This is a genomic window from Janthinobacterium sp. BJB446, from assembly GCF_002735655.1.
GTDB classification, from domain to species: Bacteria; Pseudomonadota; Gammaproteobacteria; order Burkholderiales; family Burkholderiaceae_D; genus Janthinobacterium; species Janthinobacterium lividum.
Genome location: NZ_PDZK01000002.1, coordinates 105,610 through 122,994, shown reverse-complemented (window position 1 = coordinate 122,994; position 17,385 = coordinate 105,610). Strand labels below are relative to the sequence as shown.

The window sequence follows — 17,385 nt, the reverse complement described above, 5'->3', positions numbered from 1 at the left end:
AGCACGGAGGTGCCGCAAGAACAATGATCCATGGCTTGCAAGACGGAGCTGCCTGTGCCCCGAAATGTTGTTTATTGAGAAAGCATGGCTTCCGCAGTGCGGAGGCACACCAGAAAATTTATGTCTGAAACCGAATCGACTCCTACGCCCAGCCCGGCGATTGCCCCTGAGGCGGCGCCCGTCGCCGCTGCGCCTGCACCAGCACCTGCCGTATCCGCTGCTCCCAGCCTGACCTTTGCCGACTTTGGCCTTGCGCCTGAAATCCAGCGCGCACTGACCGACCAGGGCTACACCCATCCGACACCGATCCAGGAACAAGCGATCCCCGTGGTGCTGCAAGGCCGCGATGTGATGGGTGCCGCGCAAACGGGCACCGGCAAGACGGCCGGTTTTTCCTTGCCGATCATCCAGTTGCTGATGGCGCATGCCAGCAGCAGCATGTCGCCGGCACGCCACCCGGTGCGCGCGCTGATCCTGACGCCGACCCGTGAGCTGGCGGTGCAGGTGGCCGAAAACGTCAAGGCTTACGCCAAGCACACGCCGCTGCGCTCGACCGTCGTCTTCGGCGGCATGGACATGAAGCCGCAAACCGTCATCCTGCGTGGCGGCGTGGAAATCGTCATCGCCACGCCGGGCCGCTTGCTCGACCATATCGAGCAAAAGAACATCAGCCTGAGCCAGGTGCAGATGCTGGTCATGGATGAGGCTGACCGCATGCTGGACATGGGCTTCCTGCCGGACTTGCAGCGCATCATCAACTTGCTGCCGAAACAGCGCCAGAACCTGATGTTCTCGGCCACGTTCTCGCCAGAAATCAAGAAGCTGGCTGCCACGTTCCTTAACGATCCGCTGACGATCGAAGTGGCGCGCAGCAACCAGACGGCCGACAAGGTCACGCAAGTGGTCTATAAAGTGACGGAAGACCAGAAGCATGCCCTGGTCGCCCATCTTCTGCGCCAACGCGACCTGAAGCAGGTCATCGTATTCTCGAATACCAAGATCGGCGCCTCGCGCCTGGCCCGCGTGCTGGAACAGGAAGGCATGAGCGCCACGGCGATTCACGGCGACAAGAGCCAGCAGGAGCGCATGGCGGCGCTGGAAGCGTTCAAGAAGGGCGAGATCGACGTGCTGGTCGCCACCGACGTGGCGGCGCGCGGCCTGGATATTTCCGATTTGCCTTGCGTCATCAACTTCGACTTGCCGTACAACGCGGAAGATTATGTGCACCGCATCGGCCGCACGGGCCGCGCCGGCGCCTCGGGCGACGCCATTTCGATCTACTCGGATAAAGACGAGCGCTTGCTGGCCGACATCGAGAAACTCATCAAGCAAAGCATCAAGCGTGGTGAATTGACGGGCTTCAACCCCGCGCCCGCCCGCAGCAGCGACAGCGAGCGCCGTCCGCCGCGCCGCAGCGAAGGTGGCGAGGCGCGTCCCGCGCGTGCCCCGGAGAGCCGCCATGCTGGCGACAGCAGCCGCGACAGTCGTTCCGCCGAGCGCGGTGCGCGTCCCGCCTTTGGTCCTGGCGCCCGCCGCGAAAAGGCCGATCCCTGGTTCCTGAAGCCATATGAGCCCGCCAAGGCAGCAGCCCCGGCTGCCGCCAGCATGGCGCCTGTCGCGGCCAAGCCGAAGCAGAAGGTGGCTGCGTTGCTGGGTGGTTTGCTGAAGCAATAATATTGTGTGAGAAAGGATGGACGGCGCAAGTCCTTCTCCATGGTGTTGATATCGGATAGTACTTGCCGCCTTCCAGTATGGAAGAGATGCCCGCCCGCCAAGGCGGGCTTTTTTTTGCCGCGATACAAATATATTTTTTCGATATTCAAGCAATGGCCTGCAATTCCTTATGTTGATGATGTTGAATGATTAATTGTGGTGTGCGTCTTCATTCTTCCTATCGCCTGGTGTTGGCTGCAGTTAATTGTTTTTTCTTTGCCTGTATTTTGATCGAATACCGCATTCAAATCCCTGCATTCTTTAGCGGCTATATCCCACTTCTCTTTCACCTGTTTTCCCGCCTGTTTTTGCTTGCGGGGCGCGAGATGGTCATGGTCTGGCCTGTGCTGGCGCTTCTGGCGTGTGATGCCGATGCTGCTGGCCAAGCCGGGATGCTTTGCCCAGTGTCTTGCGGTGCATCGGATGGCTGGAGCGGTCAGCGTTTTTTTGTGACAAGGTGTAAGACACTTTTTTTATTGGATAAATTTGGCATAGGCTACGGTTGGGCACAGCTGTGAGCTGTTTTTGAAGGTGTCATTCATGCCTGGCCTGGCGCAGCTTGCCGGGCGCGTTGCCCTGGCTATCCTGCGCGCATTGCGCGTCATGTGGCAGCATCGTTGTGCGCGAAGACGCCGCGGTAGATGTTTTCGCTTGCCGCGAGTGTGTGTGGCTGGCCTTATCCTGCTGCATCATGATTATTTTTTGATAATATTGATATGTCGCTTGATTGCGGAGCGATTATTCTGTTTCTGCTGTTTTGAGTGTGTTGGCGTCGTACGCATTCTTGAAAAAAATTAATATGTGCATTGGCTGGCGTGTTGTATTTTCTGTTGGGTCGTGATTTGATTTCCGATACCCGGCTCTGGTAATAAATGTGTGTTTCATTTAAAATGAATGCCCGCATTTTGCGTTGCATTATGTTGACTTAATTGCAATTTCCAGTGCGAGGTTTGTTTTCCTTTCGCAATGGAATACTTGACTCAACACAAGGATTTGGTGATCTTTCTTGATAAGGCAGCGCATGCGAGTCTCACGCACTGTAGTGTCTGGAGTGCGATTGACGGCGCGAGTTGCATGGCAGTGCATGCGCCGTACAGCCGATATACATCCAGCCTGGGGGGCATGCGTATCTGGTGTGATGTCGCCAGCGTGTGCGGCTTTGACAGTGCGCAGCACCATGATCGTGGTGCGATCAAAGAAAATTGATTTCGCAAATGATTGTCAAGGCGTAGGCAATTGACTATGCACGGCGATGGGGAGCCGGTCCGTGACGGTGTCAGCCTGTCTTCGTTCATTGCTTGCCGATACGGGCCCTGTGTGGTGTGACTATGTTATGCCAGCATTGATGTACGGTCTGCCAGGAAGTCGGGGTGCTGCTGCGCCTTTGCGTTGCAGCCCATTGTTTAATGCCTTTGGTAAACCGAAAGTTGAAGATGATTCCTTTAGTAAAAGTTGGCTTCCCTGACAAGCAGGTCCTGATGCCTGCGCTTGAGCAAGTGCTGTATAGCGGCCAAGTGGGGGAGGGCGAGCTGGTCTACGAGTTTGAGCGACGTTTCGCCGAGCATTTTGGTTTGCCTTTTGCATTGGGGATGAGCAGCGGTACCGCCGCATTGCATGCGGCATTGCATCTGGCTGGCGTAAGGGCTGGCGATGAGGTCATTTCGACCAGCATGACGGCGGAGCCAACGAATGTCGTTATCCTGCAAATGGGCGCGGTGCCCGTGTTTGCCGATGTCGATGCGCTTTCCGGCAACCTTGATCCCGCCGCCATCGAGGCTGGCATCACCAGCAAGACCAAGGCTATCCTGATTGTGCACTATGCCGGGATGCCGGTGCGACTGGCCGAGATCGCTGCCATCGCGCGTCGTCACGGCATTGCGTTGATCGAAGATTGTGCGCATGCCATGGGTGCGCGCTACGATGGCGCGGCAATTGGCACCATTGGCGACTTTGCCATTTTCTCGCTGCAAGCCATCAAGCACATGACGACCGTTGACGGTGGCATGCTGACCATGCGCGATGCATCGCTGATCCGGGAAGCAAAGAAATTCCGCTGGTTCGGATTGGAAAAGGGTGTGCCGCGTACCGAAGTCGACATCACGTCCATCGGTTATAAATACAATATGAATAATGTGACGGCCACGTTTGGGCTGGCACAACTGCAAGACATTGATGCCCGTGTACTGAACCCGCACAAGGAAAACGGCCGTTATTTTGACCGTGCCATCGGCGCCATCCCGGGTCTGGCCGTGGCCGCGTTCGACGAGCGGGCTGAGCCCAGTTACTGGCTGTACACCGTCTTGTCGGATGACTCCGCCGATGTCGAGCGCCGGCTTGCCGCCATCGGCGTGTCGGCGTCGAAGCTGCATCGTCCTAACCATTTGCATAGCATTTTCAAGGAACTGGCCGCGCCCCTGCCGCAGCTGGATACCTACTATCGCCGCATGGTGCATATTCCGTGCGGCTGGTGGCTGGGAGCGGAAGACCGCGAGCGCATTGTCGACGCCTTGAAAAAAGGGTGACGTCCATGTCCGTACTGCCTTTGTTTGGCGTGGTGAATACACCCGAGATGGAAGCGGCGGCCCTGGCTGTATTGCGTTCGGGGCGCATTGCGTCCGGCCCGCACGTTGCCGCATTCGAGGCTGGTCTGGGGGAATTGCTGGACCAGTCGCATGTCGTGACCACCGTGGATATGACCAGCGCGCTGCACCTGGCCTTGTATCTGGCGGGCGTACGCCCTGGCGATGATGTGCTGACCACAGCTTTTGCCTGCATGTCGACCAATTCGGCCATTGCCGGATGCGGCGGACGGCCCGTCTGGGTGGATGTGGCCCCCGCATCGGCCTGTATGGACGTGGCCGATTTTGAGCGTGCCATCACGCCGGCCACGCGCGCAGTGATTCTGTATCACCTGGCCGGTTATCCAGGCCCGGCGCAGGCGATCGCTGAAATTTGCCGCCAGCGCGGCATCGTTTTGATCGAAGACTGCGATAACGCCTTGCTGGCGACAGTCGATGGACAACAGGTGGGTACGTTTGGTGATTTCGCGGTGTTTTCTTTTTATCCGAACCGGCAAATCAATACCACCGAGGGAGGCGCGCTGGCGTGCCGTGATCCGGATGATGCTGCGCGCGCGCGCAAGCTGCGCCGTTTCGGTATCGATGCCAGCAGTTTTCGCACCGCGGCTGGTGAAATCAATCCGCATTCCGATATTCCCGTCATCGGCTGGTCGATGGCCATGAATAATTTGTGCGCGGCCCTGGGCTCTGTACAATTGCAGGGAGTCGCGCAGCGCATGGCACAAACGCGCCTGCATGCACAGCAGATCAAAGATGGGCTGGCTTCCTGTGCCGGCTTGACCCTGTTGGCGCCGAGCGCCGGAGCGCTGCCGTCATATTGGGCCGTATTAATTGCGGTTGAGCAACGTGACGTTGTCCTGGCAGCGCTGAAAGCGCACGGCGTAGCAGCGTCAATATTGCATCAGCGCAATGATATTTATTCCGGGTTTGTGGCTTGTCGCCGTGAATTGCCGAATACCGACATATTACAACGTAGCATAATCGCCCTGCCGTGTGGCTGGTGGCTTTCCGCGCAGGACGTCGAGCAACTGATCGCTGCCGTGAAGAGCGCGCTGCACGCGTCTGCCGGTCAAGCCTGACGGCAGCGCCATTTTTAATCTCTACCTTTACCTGGACTGACATGTTTGATAATAAAGTTTTAATGATTACTGGCGGCACTGGATCCTTTGGTAATACCGTGTTGAACAGATTCTTAAACACGAATGTCAAGGAAATCATTGTTTTTAGCCGCGACGAGAAGAAGCAGGAAGACATGCGGATCGCGTTGAACAACGATAAGGTCAAATTCCATATCGGCGACACGCGCGATTACCAGAGCGTTGCGCAGGCAATGGCTGGCGTGGATTATGTTTTCCACGCGGCGGCACTCAAGCAGGTACCGTCATGCGAGTTTTATCCCATGGAAGCGGTGCGGACCAATGTCCTGGGCACGGAAAATGTCCTGAATGCGGCCATTGCCAATAACGTCCAAAAAGTCATTTTGCTGAGTACTGACAAGGCCGTATATCCCATTAATGCAATGGGTATCTCCAAAGCCATGGCCGAAAAAGTGCTGGTTGCCAAGTCGCGCATGGTGCGCCCAGGCGGCCCGGTGATGTGCGCCACGCGTTACGGCAATGTGATGGCATCGCGTGGTTCGGTGATTCCGCTTTTTATTGAAAAGCTCAAGGCTGGCGTACCGCTGACGGTGACCGATCCGGAAATGACCCGTTTTCTGATGTCGCTGGAAGATTCGGTCGACCTGGTCATTCACGCTTTCGAGCATGGACAGCAAGGCGATATCTTTGTGCAGAAAGCGCCTGCCAGCACCATCGAAGTACTGGCGCAGGCCATCCAGGAACTGTTTTCCAGCAATGTGCCCGTCAAGGTGATCGGTACCAGGCATGGTGAAAAGCTGTACGAGTCGCTGGTGTCGCGCGAAGAGATCGCCAAGGCAGAGGACATGGGCGATTATTATCGCGTGCCGGCTGATAACCGCGATTTGAATTACGATAAATTCATCCTGGATGGACAGCCCGAAGTGAACCAGGCGCAGGACTACACCTCGCATAATACGCAGCGCCTCGATGTCGAGGGCGTCAAGAAATTGCTGCTGTCCCTTGATTATGTGCAGCAGGAATTGAAAAATAGCTGATAAGCAGCGGAAATGGTACGGCATCGATAACTGATGCCGAACATATTGCTTTAAGAATTATAATAAAAATGACATCTCCTATCTTGCTGCACCATTCCCCGGATATTCATGATTAAGCGGAATATCACTGCCAATATCGTGGGACGTGCATGGGGCTTCATTTCAGTGTATCTGTTTGTGCCGCTGTATCTGCACATGCTGGGAGCGGAAGCGTATGGCCTGGTAGGGTTTTATTCGACACTGCTCGGTGTCATGGCGTTTGCCGACATGGGGTTTTCCGCCACCTTGAATCGCGAGATGGCACGCCTTTCCGCGAGCGCGAATGCGGCGCAGGAGCGGCGCGACCTGTTGCGCACCTACGAGTTGAGCTATCTGGTGATTTGCTGCGTGATCGCCGTGGCGCTGTGGCTGGGCGCGCCATTGATTACCGAGCATTGGCTGCAGGCCAGCACTTTGCGTTCCGACGACATCACGCTGGCGATCCGGCTGATGGGCGTTGCCATTGCGTTCCAGTTGCCATCCGGCCTGTACATCGGTGGTTTGATGGGCTTGCAGCAACAGGTGCGCGCGAACTTCCTGCAGATCGCCTGGAGCGCCTACCGGGGCTTTGGCACCCTCTTGGTGTTGTGGCTGTTTTCGCCAACGATCGTCACCTTTGCTATCTGGCAACTGGTGGCGAATGCGATTTATTGCATTACGGTACGGCATGGCTTATGGCATGCGCTGAGAACTGATGGCGTGCGCGCCGTCGGCTTTTTCCGCAAGCAAGTGTTTCACAACACCTGGCGCTATGCGTCAGGGATGGCGGGCATGGCCCTGCTGTCGATTTTACTGACCCAAATCGATAAGTTGACGGTGAGCAAGATGTTGTCGCTTGAAATGCTGGGCTTTTATACGCTGGCAGGAACGCTGGCATCGGTCCCGTTGATATTGGCCAGTCCAATTGCTTCGGCAATTTTCCCCCGCTTCACAGAATTGGTCGCACGCAATGAGACCGAGCAACTCATTGCCCTGTATCACCGGACATGCCAGTTTGTTGCCATCGTGACGGTGCCCGGCTGCCTGGTGGTGGCGCTGTTTTCGCAAGATGTGATTTATTTATGGACCGGTTCCGCGGCCAGTGCCCAGGCCGCCGCACTTGCCGCTTCGCTGTTACTCGGCGGGCAAGTATTGCAAGCGTTGACAGTGGTGCCCTATTACCTGGCCTTGGCACACGGCAATATCCGCTTGAATTTGCAGGTCGGCATGGTGTCCGTGGTTGTCGTGACGCCGATGATGATTTACCTCGTGCTGCACCACGGTTTGGCAGGGGCTGGCTTGTCATGGCTGATCATGAACCTGTGCACGATGCCGCCGTATATGTATTTCTTGCATCGCAATTTTTTGCCGGGCCAGTTTGGACGGTGGTTCCGGGAAAGCCTGGCATTGCCGGTCCTGGCCAGCTTGCCATGCCTGATGTTGGGCTACTGGTGCCTCTCTACCATCGATGGCCGGTGGCTGCGCTTGTTGCTCATCGCTGTGACGGCAGTGCTGTCTATTGGATGTAGCGCGTTGTGCGCACCAGATATCCGGCGTTGGCTGGCTAACACTAGATTTGCCCGACGGCTGCAGTATTAAAGCAGCATCGGATTGCATTGTTGATACACCACCCATTTGTTTATACATAATACTTATAATGCCTCTTCTGTCTGCCATCATTCCTACGCATAATCGTCAACGCTATGCGATCAATGCGATTACCACCATCCTGACAAATTTTCCGGATACGGAAGTCGTTGTGTCGGATACCAGCGATACCATGCAAATCGCTGAAGAATTGGGGCATTGGATCGAATCGGGACGGCTGATTTATCACCATCCGCAACGTCCGATGGATGTGGTCAGTAATTTTCAGAATGGACTGCGCCTGGCAACTGGCGATTATCTGATCTTCCTCGGCGATGATGATTGCCTGGGACCCGGTGCGGAAGAGCTGGCGCGCTGGGCGCGCGATACGCAGGTTGAAGCGGCCGCCTGTTCCCTGGGCGCGGCTTATTTCTGGCCGGACTTCAAGTCCCTGTATTTCGGTGCCGACTTTACGGCCAAGCTGACGGTGCAGCCATTTGCCGCCACCATTTCCCCGCTCGACGGGCCGCAGGTGCTGCAGCAGGCATTGAAAAATCTGGGGACGGGCGTCATGTCCATGCCACGCGCCTATCTGGGCATGATGTCGCGTGCGCTCGCCGAACGTATCGAGCAAAAATATGGTTCGCTTTTTGGCGGAGTCAGCCCGGATATCTATAGCGCGGCGTTGATTGCCGAGGAGTCGCGCAGCAGCGTGCAGATCGATTTTCCCTTTATTATCGCGGGTAGTTCGGGTGGCAGCACCTCGGGACAAAGTGCGGAAGGCGGGCACAAGGGTGGCTTGCGCGACAATGCGCACATCGGCGCCTTCACCAATCTGGTGTGGGACCCCTTGATCCCCGAGTTCTACAGCGTGCCAACGGTCTGGTCTTACTCATTCAAGGCGGCGATCGATAAGATCGGCAAAGCCGGGTATCGCCCCAATCTGCCCCGCCTGTACGCCAAGTGCTGCCTGCATCACCCTAAATATTGGCGTGAAACGAAGGCTTCCCTGTGTGCCTACGTCAAGCGCGAACGTTATAGCCCGGCCTGTTTATCGTTCGTATGGGAACTGTGCCGCGAGTTTTCACGCCGGGCCTATCGTTTTATGCAGATCAAATTCAAACCTGCCATTAACCGCCAGGCATATGCCCATCAAAATCTGACGAATATTGGCGAGGCATATGCGCATTTGTTGACGCATGTGCAACCGAGTCTGGGCCAGTTGCAATCCGCCATGAAAGAGTTCAAGCGCTGAGATGGCGCCCGAGTGCGTAGCCGGGCTCTTCGGTGCCTGGCACGCGGCGCCGCAGGTGTTGCGTTGCTGTAGCGCAAGTTCGGCACCGCCCCGTTTGAAAAAAGAAAAATGCCAATCGGTCAAGTTTATATACTCGCTTTCCTGCCTGTCTTGATACTCGGGATGTTTACCCAGGATAAGTCGCGTCTGTCATTTCAGATCGCGATGTGCTGCCTGATCACCTTGTGCGCCTTTGCCTTCCGTTCGCCGGAATTCGGCACGGATTCATCGACATACCTGAACTATTTCTTGACGGCTTGCCGAGGAGGCGGCGGCGCCATCGAAGCCGATGACTATTCCTTCTATGTCATGGACTTCGTTTTCTCGATGGCGCCCGGGGCATTGTGCAACCGGTATGCTTTCGCGAGCATCTGGATTCTCTTCATCGTGTTGCCGATTTTGTTTATGAAAGGAAATATCCGGGTCAAGTTCTTCATGTTGTTCTTCCTGGTTATTTCTCCGGTGGGCACCGAATTTTTTACAAATGCATTCAGGCAATCCGCATCGGCCATCCTGTTTTGCGTGGCTGTCTCGCGCGGAATGAAAACCAAGTCTGGCCTGGTTTTCCTGGTTCTGTCGCTGCTGTTGCACAAAAGTTCATTGCTATTGTTGGCAATTTATCTGTTGTCATGCTGTGACATGCGGCGCCTGCTCCAGGGCGGCCTGGTGGTCTTGCTCTGCCTGTTTATTGTGCCGGCGGACAGCGTCCTGTATGCGCCGGTCAACGGTTTTATCTACGAGGTCACGAAATATCTGGCGCATGACAACGATGAGATTTTGGCGCGGATCAGTATCTATGCCAGTTTCTTCTGTCTGTATGGGTTCATGCGCCATTTGAACAAGCGGGAATATATCGACTTGAAGCCCTATGCGAGCTTCCTGTGGCTCCTGTTTATCGCCAGCGTGCTGCTGTTCCCGCTGCCGTACTTCAGCTACCGGTTTGTGTATTCGATTTATCCGATCTTTGTGTGGTGCTTTGCCTATGAGCTTGAGCGCAGCCGAGCCTTGGAGATGTACCCGCGCGTGTACTGCTATGTCCTCGCGTCATTTGGCCTGACCATCGCTTTCCTGCTTGGTTCGTCTTCCATTAACTCGGTGAGCTTCTTCTAATTATGACTATCGGAAAAACATTTGGCATTACCGTGGTCATTCCCGCGTATGCGCGCCATGAAGCTTTGCTTGATGCCATCGAGTCCGTCACGACCACCTCGATTGAACAGGTTGAGATCGTTGTCGTCGACGACTGCTCGCCCAATCTGGTGCTGGCCGAAAAATTGCCCGTTAGCAATTCGTCGGGCGTGCCGGTACGGGTTTACCGCCTGTCGAAAAACAGTGGCCCCCAATCGGCACGCAACCTGGGCGTGCGCCGCGCGCGCTTCAGCTTCGTGGCATTTCTGGACTCGGATGACCGGTTTACCCCAGAGAAAATTGATTTCCTGCTCGGCTACCTGAAACAGGATACGTGCGACATTGTTTATCATCCCGTCGATACGCCGACCAATATCAATGCCATCAATGCGCGCTGGTATGCGGGGCGCCTGCGCCATTTGCCGTTCAAGTATCTGCTGGCGGCGCTCAATCCCGTGTATACCCCTTGCCTGGCCGTGCGGCGTAACCTGGGCCTGGGCGTGCCGTTGATGCGCTATTGCGAAGACTATGCCTATCTGCTCAATATTAATGCGCGGGCCAAGGCCGTGCATTTCGTTCCTCAGCCGATGACGACGCTGTCGCGCGCGCCGGGCAGCACGGGCGGCCTGTCTTCCGCACTGTTCAAGATGCGTCTGAATGAATTCCGCGCAAAGAAAGTGATGCTGCGCCATTGGCGCTTTTATGGCATCGGCTGCCTGTTGATTTCCGTCGCATTCGGTTGCTTGAGAATATTGTCAGATGTGCTGAAGCTAAGATATTTCCGTAAATAATTATCTGTATTGCCTATCGTATCGTCTGGTTGCAGGCAGTGTGCAGCGTATGCGCGAGAGGGCATTTGTGTTGAATGACAAGTTAAAAATGAAGGTTGGTCAATGAAGATTGCAATTATTGGAACGGTGGGCTTGCCGGCAAAATACGGTGGCTGGGAAACGCTGACCGAGCACCTGACGGATAATCTGTGCGGCAAGTTTGATATCACCGTATACTGCAGTGGCAAAAAATATGCCGAGCAGCCGCCGACGTACAAGGGCGTCAAGCTGAAATATGTCAATCTGGACGCGAATGGCGTGCAGAGTATTCCATACGATATCGTTTCCATGCTATCTGCATTACGCTATGCGGACGTGCTTGTTATCCTCGGGGTCTCAGGCTGTATTTTCTTGCCTGTTATTAAGTTGCTGAGCAAGAAGAAAGTCATTGTCAATATCGATGGCATGGAGTGGCGCCGCGCCAAATGGGGACGTTTCGCCAAATGGTTCCTGAAGCTTTCCGAAGCGACGGCGGTACGTTTTGCCGACGTGACGATTGCGGACAACAAGGCGATTCAGCAATACGTCAGCGCGCAATATGGCCGCCCCAGCGAACTGATTGCGTATGGTGCCGACCATGTGACGCAGCAGCCCATCAGCGGCGAGGTACTGCAGCGCTTTCCCTTCTTGCAGCATGACTATGCCTTCAAGGTATGCCGCATCGAGCCGGAAAATAATGTGCACTTGATCATCGATGTCTTTGCTTCGCAGACGCGCATGCCACTGGTGATTGTCGGTAATTGGGCCAATAGCGCGTACGGGCAGGAACTGAAGCAAAAATATGCGCAGGTGGCGCATGTGCACTTGCTTGATCCGATTTATGAACAGGCTATCCTGAATCAGTTGCGCAGCAATTGCCGCATGTATGTGCATGGCCACAGCGCCGGTGGAACGAATCCTTCGCTGGTGGAAGCGATGTACCTGGGCTTGCCCATTCTGGCATTTGGCGTGAGCTATAACCGGGAAACAACGCAAAATCAGGCCCGATACTTCGACGATGAAGCCGGCTTGCTGGCCATCCTCAATACCGTGCAGCCAGATGAGCTGCAGGCGATTGGGCGTACCATGAAGCGGATCGCGGAAGAAAATTATACGTGGAGCACAATTTCGGCTAAGTATGCCGCCTTGTTTGACACGCCGCGCCAGGCGCGCTAACGGCAGGATAAGCCGCCCATGCGGCGCACAGGATGCCGGCCCGGTATCCTGTCCCGAGGTTTTTGATTAGGAATGTATTGTGGTGTTATTGACTGGAGCGACCGGATTTGTCGGCGCCGCATTGATTGAACGGCTGGCCCGCATGGGCGATGGGCGCATTCGTGCCTGCACGCGCGATGCCGGTGCCGTGTTTCCTGATACGGTGGAAACGTTTGTCATCGATGACCTGTCCAGCCAGACATGCTGGGATCATGCTTTCGACTCGGTGAGTGTCGTCGTGCATGCCGCGGCGCGCGTGCATGTGATGAACGAGACGGCGGCCGATCCGCTGCAGGAATTTCGCCGTGTAAATGTCGATGGCACCCTGCACCTGGCGCGTTGCGCCGCCCGCGCGGGAGTACGGCGTTTTGTGTTTATCAGTTCCATCAAGGTGAATGGCGAAGCGACGCTGCCTGGGCAGGCCTTCTCTGAAAGCGATGTTCCGGCACCGTCGGATCCGTATGGTATTTCCAAGCTGGAAGCCGAGCAGGGATTGTTTGCGCTGGCCAAGGAAACCGGCATGCAGGTGGTGGTGATACGGCCGCCGCTGGTGTATGGGCCTGGCGTCGGGGCCAATTTTCTCAGCATGATGCGCTGGCTGCGGCGCGGCGTGCCGCTGCCGCTGGGAGCGATCCGGAATCGGCGCAGCCTGGTCGCGCTGGGCAATTTGGCTGACCTGGTTGCCGTATGCGCTGAACACCCGGCGGCGGCCAATCAGGTCTGGCTGGCGGCCGATGGCGAAGACTTGTCGACGAGCCAGCTGCTGCGCCGTATGGGCCAGGCGCTGGGCAAGCCCGCGCGGCTGCTGCCGGTACCGGCATGGATGCTGGGCGCGGCATGCGCGATGATCGGAAAACGGGGCTTCGCGCAGCGCTTGTGCGGGTCCTTGCAGGTGGATATTTCAAAGGCGCGACAGCTGCTTGGCTGGGTGCCGCCGTTGAGTGTGGATGAAGGTTTGCGTCGTGCGGCGCGGGGAAATTAAATGAAACGTTTGTTTGATGTAAGTGTTGCCTTGCTGGCTGTTGTCGTGCTGTCCATACCGCTGCTGGTGGTGGCCGTGCTGGTCAAACTGACCTCGCCCGGGCCCATCGTGTATTGGTCGGACCGCGTGGGGCGCCATAACCGTATTTTCCGGATGCCGAAATTTCGCACCATGCGTGTGGATACCCCGGCGGTCGCGACCCATTTGCTGTCCGATCCCAAGCGTTTCCTCACGCCAGTCGGCCCGTTCCTGCGTAAATCCAGCCTGGATGAGTTGCCGCAGCTGTGGAGCATCCTTGCCGGTGACATGAGTTTTGTCGGCCCGCGTCCCGCCCTGTTCAACCAGGATGACCTGATTGCCTTGCGTACCGAATATGGCGTAGACCAGGTATTGCCGGGCTTGACCGGCTGGGCGCAAATCAACGGCCGCGATGAATTGCCGATACCGGACAAGGTTCGCCTGGACGCCGAATATCTGCAGCGCCAGTCGTTTTTCCTCGACTTGAAAATTATCTTCCTGACCTTCCTGAAAGTGGTGCGTCGCGATGGCATCACGCATTGATGCCCAGGTTGCGCCTGCATATTGAGATTGGTAAGAATTGATGACTCCTTTATCGAATTTCCCGCGCTTGCAAAAGCAGCTGATCGCCGCATCTGCGGACATTTTCTTTTTGCCACTGACATTTTGCGTGGCGATACTGCTGCGCTTTGACGGTGTCAGCCTCGCCGTATTCCGCCCGTACTTCTGGCTGATTCTCCTGGCGCCACTGATCTCGATTCCGATCTTTATCAAGCTGGGACTGTATCGTGCGGTGATCCGCTTTATCGACTACAAGATAGTCTACGTGGTGGTGCTGGGCGTGACGCTGTCGGTGGCGGTCTTGCTGGCCTTTGCGGCTTTCTCGACGCATATGATCGGCCTGTCGCGCGGTGTCTTTGGCATTTACTGGGTCAGTGCGATCATGTACGTGACGGCCAGCCGTTTCATGGCGCGCGGTTATTTCGCACGGGTATCGGGCGTGACCGGTGGCATTCCTGTCGCCATTTATGGCGCCGGCGCTTCCGGCAGCCAGTTGGCACAGACGCTGAGCTATGGCACCGAGTACCGCCCGGTGGCGCTGATCGATGAGAAAAAAGAGTTGCATGGCGCAATCATCGCCGGCATTCGCGTGTATGCCCCCGAAGACTTGCCGGAACTTGTGGCTGACAAGGGCATCACCAAGATCCTGGTGGCCCTGCCATCCTTGTCGCGTGCACAGCAGCGCCGTATCCTCGACAAGCTGGAACCCTTGAAGATCAAGACGCTGGTGACCCCGCCGATCAAGAGCCTGATCAGCGGTCTGGTTCGCTTGCAGGACTTGCGCGAGATCGAGATCGAGGATTTGCTGGGCCGTGACGCAGTCGAGCCTGACCATGACTTGATGGCTATGTGTATCACGGGAAAGACCGTCATGGTCACGGGCGCCGGCGGCTCCATCGGTTCCGAATTGTGCCGCCAGATTCTGCGGCAGCGGCCTGCGCGCCTGATCTTGCTCGAGATGTCGGAATTTGCCCTGTATACCATCGAACAGGAGTTGCAGGGTTTGCGCAAGGCGCAGCATATCGAACTCGAACTGTTGCCATTCCTGGGCTCCGTCCTGGAAACCGAGAAATGTGAAAAGATCCTGCGCACGTTCAAGGTGGAAACGGTATATCACGCCGCCGCATACAAGCATGTGCCGTTGGTGGAGCACAACCCGATCGAGGGGATACGCAACAATGCCCTGGGGACGCTGAGCATGGCACGGGCGGCCATCGCCGCCGGGGTGAAGCGCTTTGTGCTGATTTCCACCGACAAGGCCGTGCGCCCAACCAATGTCATGGGCTCGACCAAGCGCCTGGCGGAATTGATCTTGCAGGCATTTTCCCGCGAACAGGACAAGACGCGTTTCTGCATGGTGCGCTTTGGTAATGTCCTGGGCTCATCCGGTTCTGTCGTCCCCCTGTTCCGCAAACAGATCATGGCAGGCGGCCCCATTACCATTACCCATCCTGAAATCACGCGTTACTTCATGACCATTCCGGAAGCCGCACAACTGGTTCTGCAAGCGGGCGCCATGGGCGAAGGGGGCGACGTCTTCGTGCTGGACATGGGCGATCCGGTGAAGATCGTCGATCTGGCCAAGCGCATGGTGCATTTGAGCGGCCTGGAAGTGCGCAGTGAACAGACGCCGAATGGCACCATTGAGATCCATCATGTGGGCTTGCGTCCCGGCGAAAAATTGTATGAGGAACTGCTGATCGGCGATAACGTTGAAGGTACCGATCATCCCTTGATCATGCGTGCCCAGGAAGCCGAATTGCCCTGGCCGCAGCTGGAGCTGCTGCTCGATGACTTGACGCAAGCATGCGCACGGTTTGATCATGAAGCCGTACGCGCCTTGCTGCTGCAGGCGGTAACCGAATATGCACCTCAGTGCGGCATTGAAGATTTGATCTGGTGCGCCCGTGGCGATGCCGTATCGCCGCCGCCTTGAATAATCAGGCCCAGCCCGCGCACCTCGTGTCTTGCGGTACCGGTGGATGGATATATTTACTTTCTAAAGAAGAAACATGGAAAATTTGAATCAGCTTGACAAGCACAATGGCGAAAACGTTGTCAATTATGTTAAAGCCTTGCGTGACGCGCGCAAGTGGATTGGCGCCGCCACGATAGCGGTCATGGCCATCGCCGTGTCCGGTGCCTTGTATCTGGGGCAGTATCGTAGCGAAGGCTTCTTGCAGTTTGGCGGTCCGATTCCCTTGCCGCTGGAGACGCTGGACAAGGACAAGGACAAGGATCCGAAAAAGGACAAGGACAAGGAAGGTAATCCGGGTATCGTATTGGCGGATTACAAACGCTATGCCGCCGCCTTCAGTACCAGCGAGCGCTTTGACGCTTTTGTGCAGGCGAACAAGCTGCAGGGAGTCGACGGTATCGGGGGACTGCGCAAGGCCATGGCCAGCGGTGACGGATTCAACAAGATGGTGGAGCCGATTTTCCCCTTCACCAAGATGGACGCCAAGGAGCTGATGGAGCAACCCAAGGATGGCGGCAATAATGTAATTGGTTTGCGTATTTCCTATGCCGCAGGCAGTGCCGAGAGCGCCCAGCGCATGGTAGGCTTGTTGGGGCGCTATGCCATCGACAGCATCATCTACTCCAATTACTCCGATGTGCTGCGTTTCAAGCACATTGAATTATCGGCCAAGATCACCAAGCTTGATAACGACATCATCAGCATGAATGAACGGCTGGAGATGTATCAGCGCAAAGGCGTGGTGCTCAAGAAAATCGTGGGCAGTTACCCTGAAGCGGCGAACAAGTCGGCAACCTCGGTGATTTCAGTCACGGAAGACAGCGCCCGTTATTTGTCGCCCATTACCCATCTGATGTCCGGTGAAGTGGAAGCCTTGAGCACCAGCGAAACCATCATCCGCCTCAAGCGCGAGCAGGCGCAGAGTATTCTGTTGCGCGAGTACTACGACCAGGCCAAGAGTCTGCTTGATACCAACCAGTCGGGCGAAGCGCTGCTGCGCGGCCTTGAAGCGGTGAAGGAAGGCGTCTTCAAGACCAAGAACCTGAACGATGAAGTGGTCAAGGAAGTGTATAACATGATCACGATTGATAACCAGCGCTCCATCAATTTGTATCTGGAAAAGAGCCGCTTCATCGCCGGCCCTACCTTGCCTGAGAAACGCAATATCCGCATGTCCGCGGTATTGTTGCTCAGTCTGCTATTCGGCTTCTTCCTGTCCTCGGCGATCGTCTTGCTGCGTAAATGGTGGGCGCTGAATATGGATGGCGTTCGTCCTTGAGTGGAACGCGGCAGTCGCTAGGTGCCTGGCAGCTGTGTTGGCCGATGCATGCATCGGTTGATGGCATCTGCTGGGCGTGCCGCCGCGAAT

14 protein-coding genes are annotated in these 17,385 nt (G+C 56.2%); all 14 read left to right on the top strand.

What is annotated here, in order from left to right; genetic code table 11:
- Nucleotides 1-120 precede the first annotated feature (120 nt).
- The 14 genes from CSQ92_RS16225 to CSQ92_RS16165 all read left to right on the top strand — a co-directional run bounded on the left by CSQ92_RS16225 (nucleotide 121) and on the right by CSQ92_RS16165 (nucleotide 17,295).
- Complete coding sequence (locus CSQ92_RS16225) at nucleotides 121-1,674, top strand: DEAD/DEAH box helicase (RefSeq protein ID WP_099394779.1); 1,554 nt, start codon at nucleotides 121-123, stop codon at nucleotides 1,672-1,674.
- A gap of 185 nt (nucleotides 1,675-1,859) precedes the next feature.
- The gene (locus CSQ92_RS28770; RefSeq protein WP_143450375.1) at nucleotides 1,860-2,231 is read left to right on the top strand and encodes a hypothetical protein; all 372 of its coding nucleotides are present in this window, start codon (nucleotides 1,860-1,862) and stop codon (nucleotides 2,229-2,231) included.
- A gap of 852 nt (nucleotides 2,232-3,083) precedes the next feature.
- Nucleotides 3,084-4,235 (top strand): DegT/DnrJ/EryC1/StrS family aminotransferase, encoded by a 1,152-nt coding sequence (locus CSQ92_RS16220; protein ID WP_230520662.1) that lies wholly within the window; start codon nucleotides 3,084-3,086, stop codon nucleotides 4,233-4,235.
- A gap of 5 nt (nucleotides 4,236-4,240) precedes the next feature.
- Complete coding sequence (locus CSQ92_RS16215) at nucleotides 4,241-5,371, top strand: DegT/DnrJ/EryC1/StrS family aminotransferase (RefSeq protein WP_139179240.1); 1,131 nt, start codon at nucleotides 4,241-4,243, stop codon at nucleotides 5,369-5,371.
- A gap of 41 nt (nucleotides 5,372-5,412) precedes the next feature.
- The gene (locus CSQ92_RS16210; RefSeq protein WP_070254302.1) at nucleotides 5,413-6,426 is read left to right on the top strand and encodes a nucleoside-diphosphate sugar epimerase/dehydratase; all 1,014 of its coding nucleotides are present in this window, start codon (nucleotides 5,413-5,415) and stop codon (nucleotides 6,424-6,426) included.
- 108 nt (nucleotides 6,427-6,534) lie between these two features.
- On the top strand, nucleotides 6,535-8,043 hold the full coding sequence (locus CSQ92_RS16205) for a lipopolysaccharide biosynthesis protein (RefSeq protein ID WP_070254301.1): 1,509 nt from the start codon (nucleotides 6,535-6,537) through the stop codon (nucleotides 8,041-8,043).
- A 58-nt stretch (nucleotides 8,044-8,101) separates the two neighbouring features.
- Entirely contained in the window at nucleotides 8,102-9,286 is a 1,185-nt protein-coding gene (locus CSQ92_RS16200) for a glycosyltransferase family 2 protein (RefSeq protein WP_099394778.1), read from the top strand.
- Between the two features lie 108 nt (nucleotides 9,287-9,394).
- Complete coding sequence (locus CSQ92_RS16195) at nucleotides 9,395-10,435, top strand: EpsG family protein (protein ID WP_092608075.1); 1,041 nt, start codon at nucleotides 9,395-9,397, stop codon at nucleotides 10,433-10,435.
- A 2-nt stretch (nucleotides 10,436-10,437) separates the two neighbouring features.
- Nucleotides 10,438-11,244, top strand: coding sequence for a glycosyltransferase family 2 protein (locus tag CSQ92_RS16190; protein ID WP_099394777.1), 807 nt, complete (start codon nucleotides 10,438-10,440; stop codon nucleotides 11,242-11,244).
- 102 nt (nucleotides 11,245-11,346) lie between these two features.
- A complete protein-coding gene (locus CSQ92_RS16185) occupies nucleotides 11,347-12,438 on the top strand; it encodes a DUF1972 domain-containing protein (RefSeq protein WP_099394776.1) in 1,092 nt (363 codons plus the stop codon).
- A 76-nt stretch (nucleotides 12,439-12,514) separates the two neighbouring features.
- Entirely contained in the window at nucleotides 12,515-13,459 is a 945-nt protein-coding gene (locus CSQ92_RS16180; protein ID WP_092608079.1) for a UDP-glucose 4-epimerase family protein, read from the top strand.
- Nucleotides 13,460-14,020 (top strand): sugar transferase, encoded by a 561-nt coding sequence (locus tag CSQ92_RS16175; RefSeq protein WP_070254295.1) that lies wholly within the window; start codon nucleotides 13,460-13,462, stop codon nucleotides 14,018-14,020.
- Nucleotides 14,021-14,060: 40 nt separating this feature from the next.
- Nucleotides 14,061-15,974, top strand: coding sequence for a polysaccharide biosynthesis protein (locus CSQ92_RS16170; RefSeq protein ID WP_070254294.1), 1,914 nt, complete (start codon nucleotides 14,061-14,063; stop codon nucleotides 15,972-15,974).
- A gap of 76 nt (nucleotides 15,975-16,050) precedes the next feature.
- Nucleotides 16,051-17,295: a lipopolysaccharide biosynthesis protein gene (locus CSQ92_RS16165; RefSeq protein WP_099394775.1), complete on the top strand. Its 1,245-nt coding sequence runs from the start codon at nucleotides 16,051-16,053 to the stop codon at nucleotides 17,293-17,295.
- The last annotated feature ends 90 nt before the right edge of the window (nucleotides 17,296-17,385 follow it).

Excerpts from the sequence above, each read along its gene's own strand:
- CSQ92_RS16225 (WP_099394779.1), top strand. The coding sequence starts at position 121 with ATGTCTGAAACCGAATCGACTCCTACGCCCAGCCCGGCGATTGCCCCT.
- CSQ92_RS28770 (WP_143450375.1), top strand. The coding sequence starts at position 1,860 with ATGATTAATTGTGGTGTGCGTCTTCATTCTTCCTATCGCCTGGTGTTG.
- CSQ92_RS16215 (WP_139179240.1), top strand. The coding sequence starts at position 4,241 with ATGTCCGTACTGCCTTTGTTTGGCGTGGTGAATACACCCGAGATGGAA.
- CSQ92_RS16210 (WP_070254302.1), top strand. The coding sequence starts at position 5,413 with ATGTTTGATAATAAAGTTTTAATGATTACTGGCGGCACTGGATCCTTT.
- CSQ92_RS16205 (WP_070254301.1), top strand. The coding sequence starts at position 6,535 with ATGATTAAGCGGAATATCACTGCCAATATCGTGGGACGTGCATGGGGC.
- CSQ92_RS16200 (WP_099394778.1), top strand. The coding sequence starts at position 8,102 with ATGCCTCTTCTGTCTGCCATCATTCCTACGCATAATCGTCAACGCTAT.
- CSQ92_RS16195 (WP_092608075.1), top strand. The coding sequence starts at position 9,395 with ATGCCAATCGGTCAAGTTTATATACTCGCTTTCCTGCCTGTCTTGATA.
- CSQ92_RS16190 (WP_099394777.1), top strand. The coding sequence starts at position 10,438 with ATGACTATCGGAAAAACATTTGGCATTACCGTGGTCATTCCCGCGTAT.
- CSQ92_RS16185 (WP_099394776.1), top strand. The coding sequence starts at position 11,347 with ATGAAGATTGCAATTATTGGAACGGTGGGCTTGCCGGCAAAATACGGT.
- CSQ92_RS16175 (WP_070254295.1), top strand. The coding sequence starts at position 13,460 with ATGAAACGTTTGTTTGATGTAAGTGTTGCCTTGCTGGCTGTTGTCGTG.
- CSQ92_RS16170 (WP_070254294.1), top strand. The coding sequence starts at position 14,061 with ATGACTCCTTTATCGAATTTCCCGCGCTTGCAAAAGCAGCTGATCGCC.
- CSQ92_RS16165 (WP_099394775.1), top strand. The coding sequence starts at position 16,051 with ATGGAAAATTTGAATCAGCTTGACAAGCACAATGGCGAAAACGTTGTC.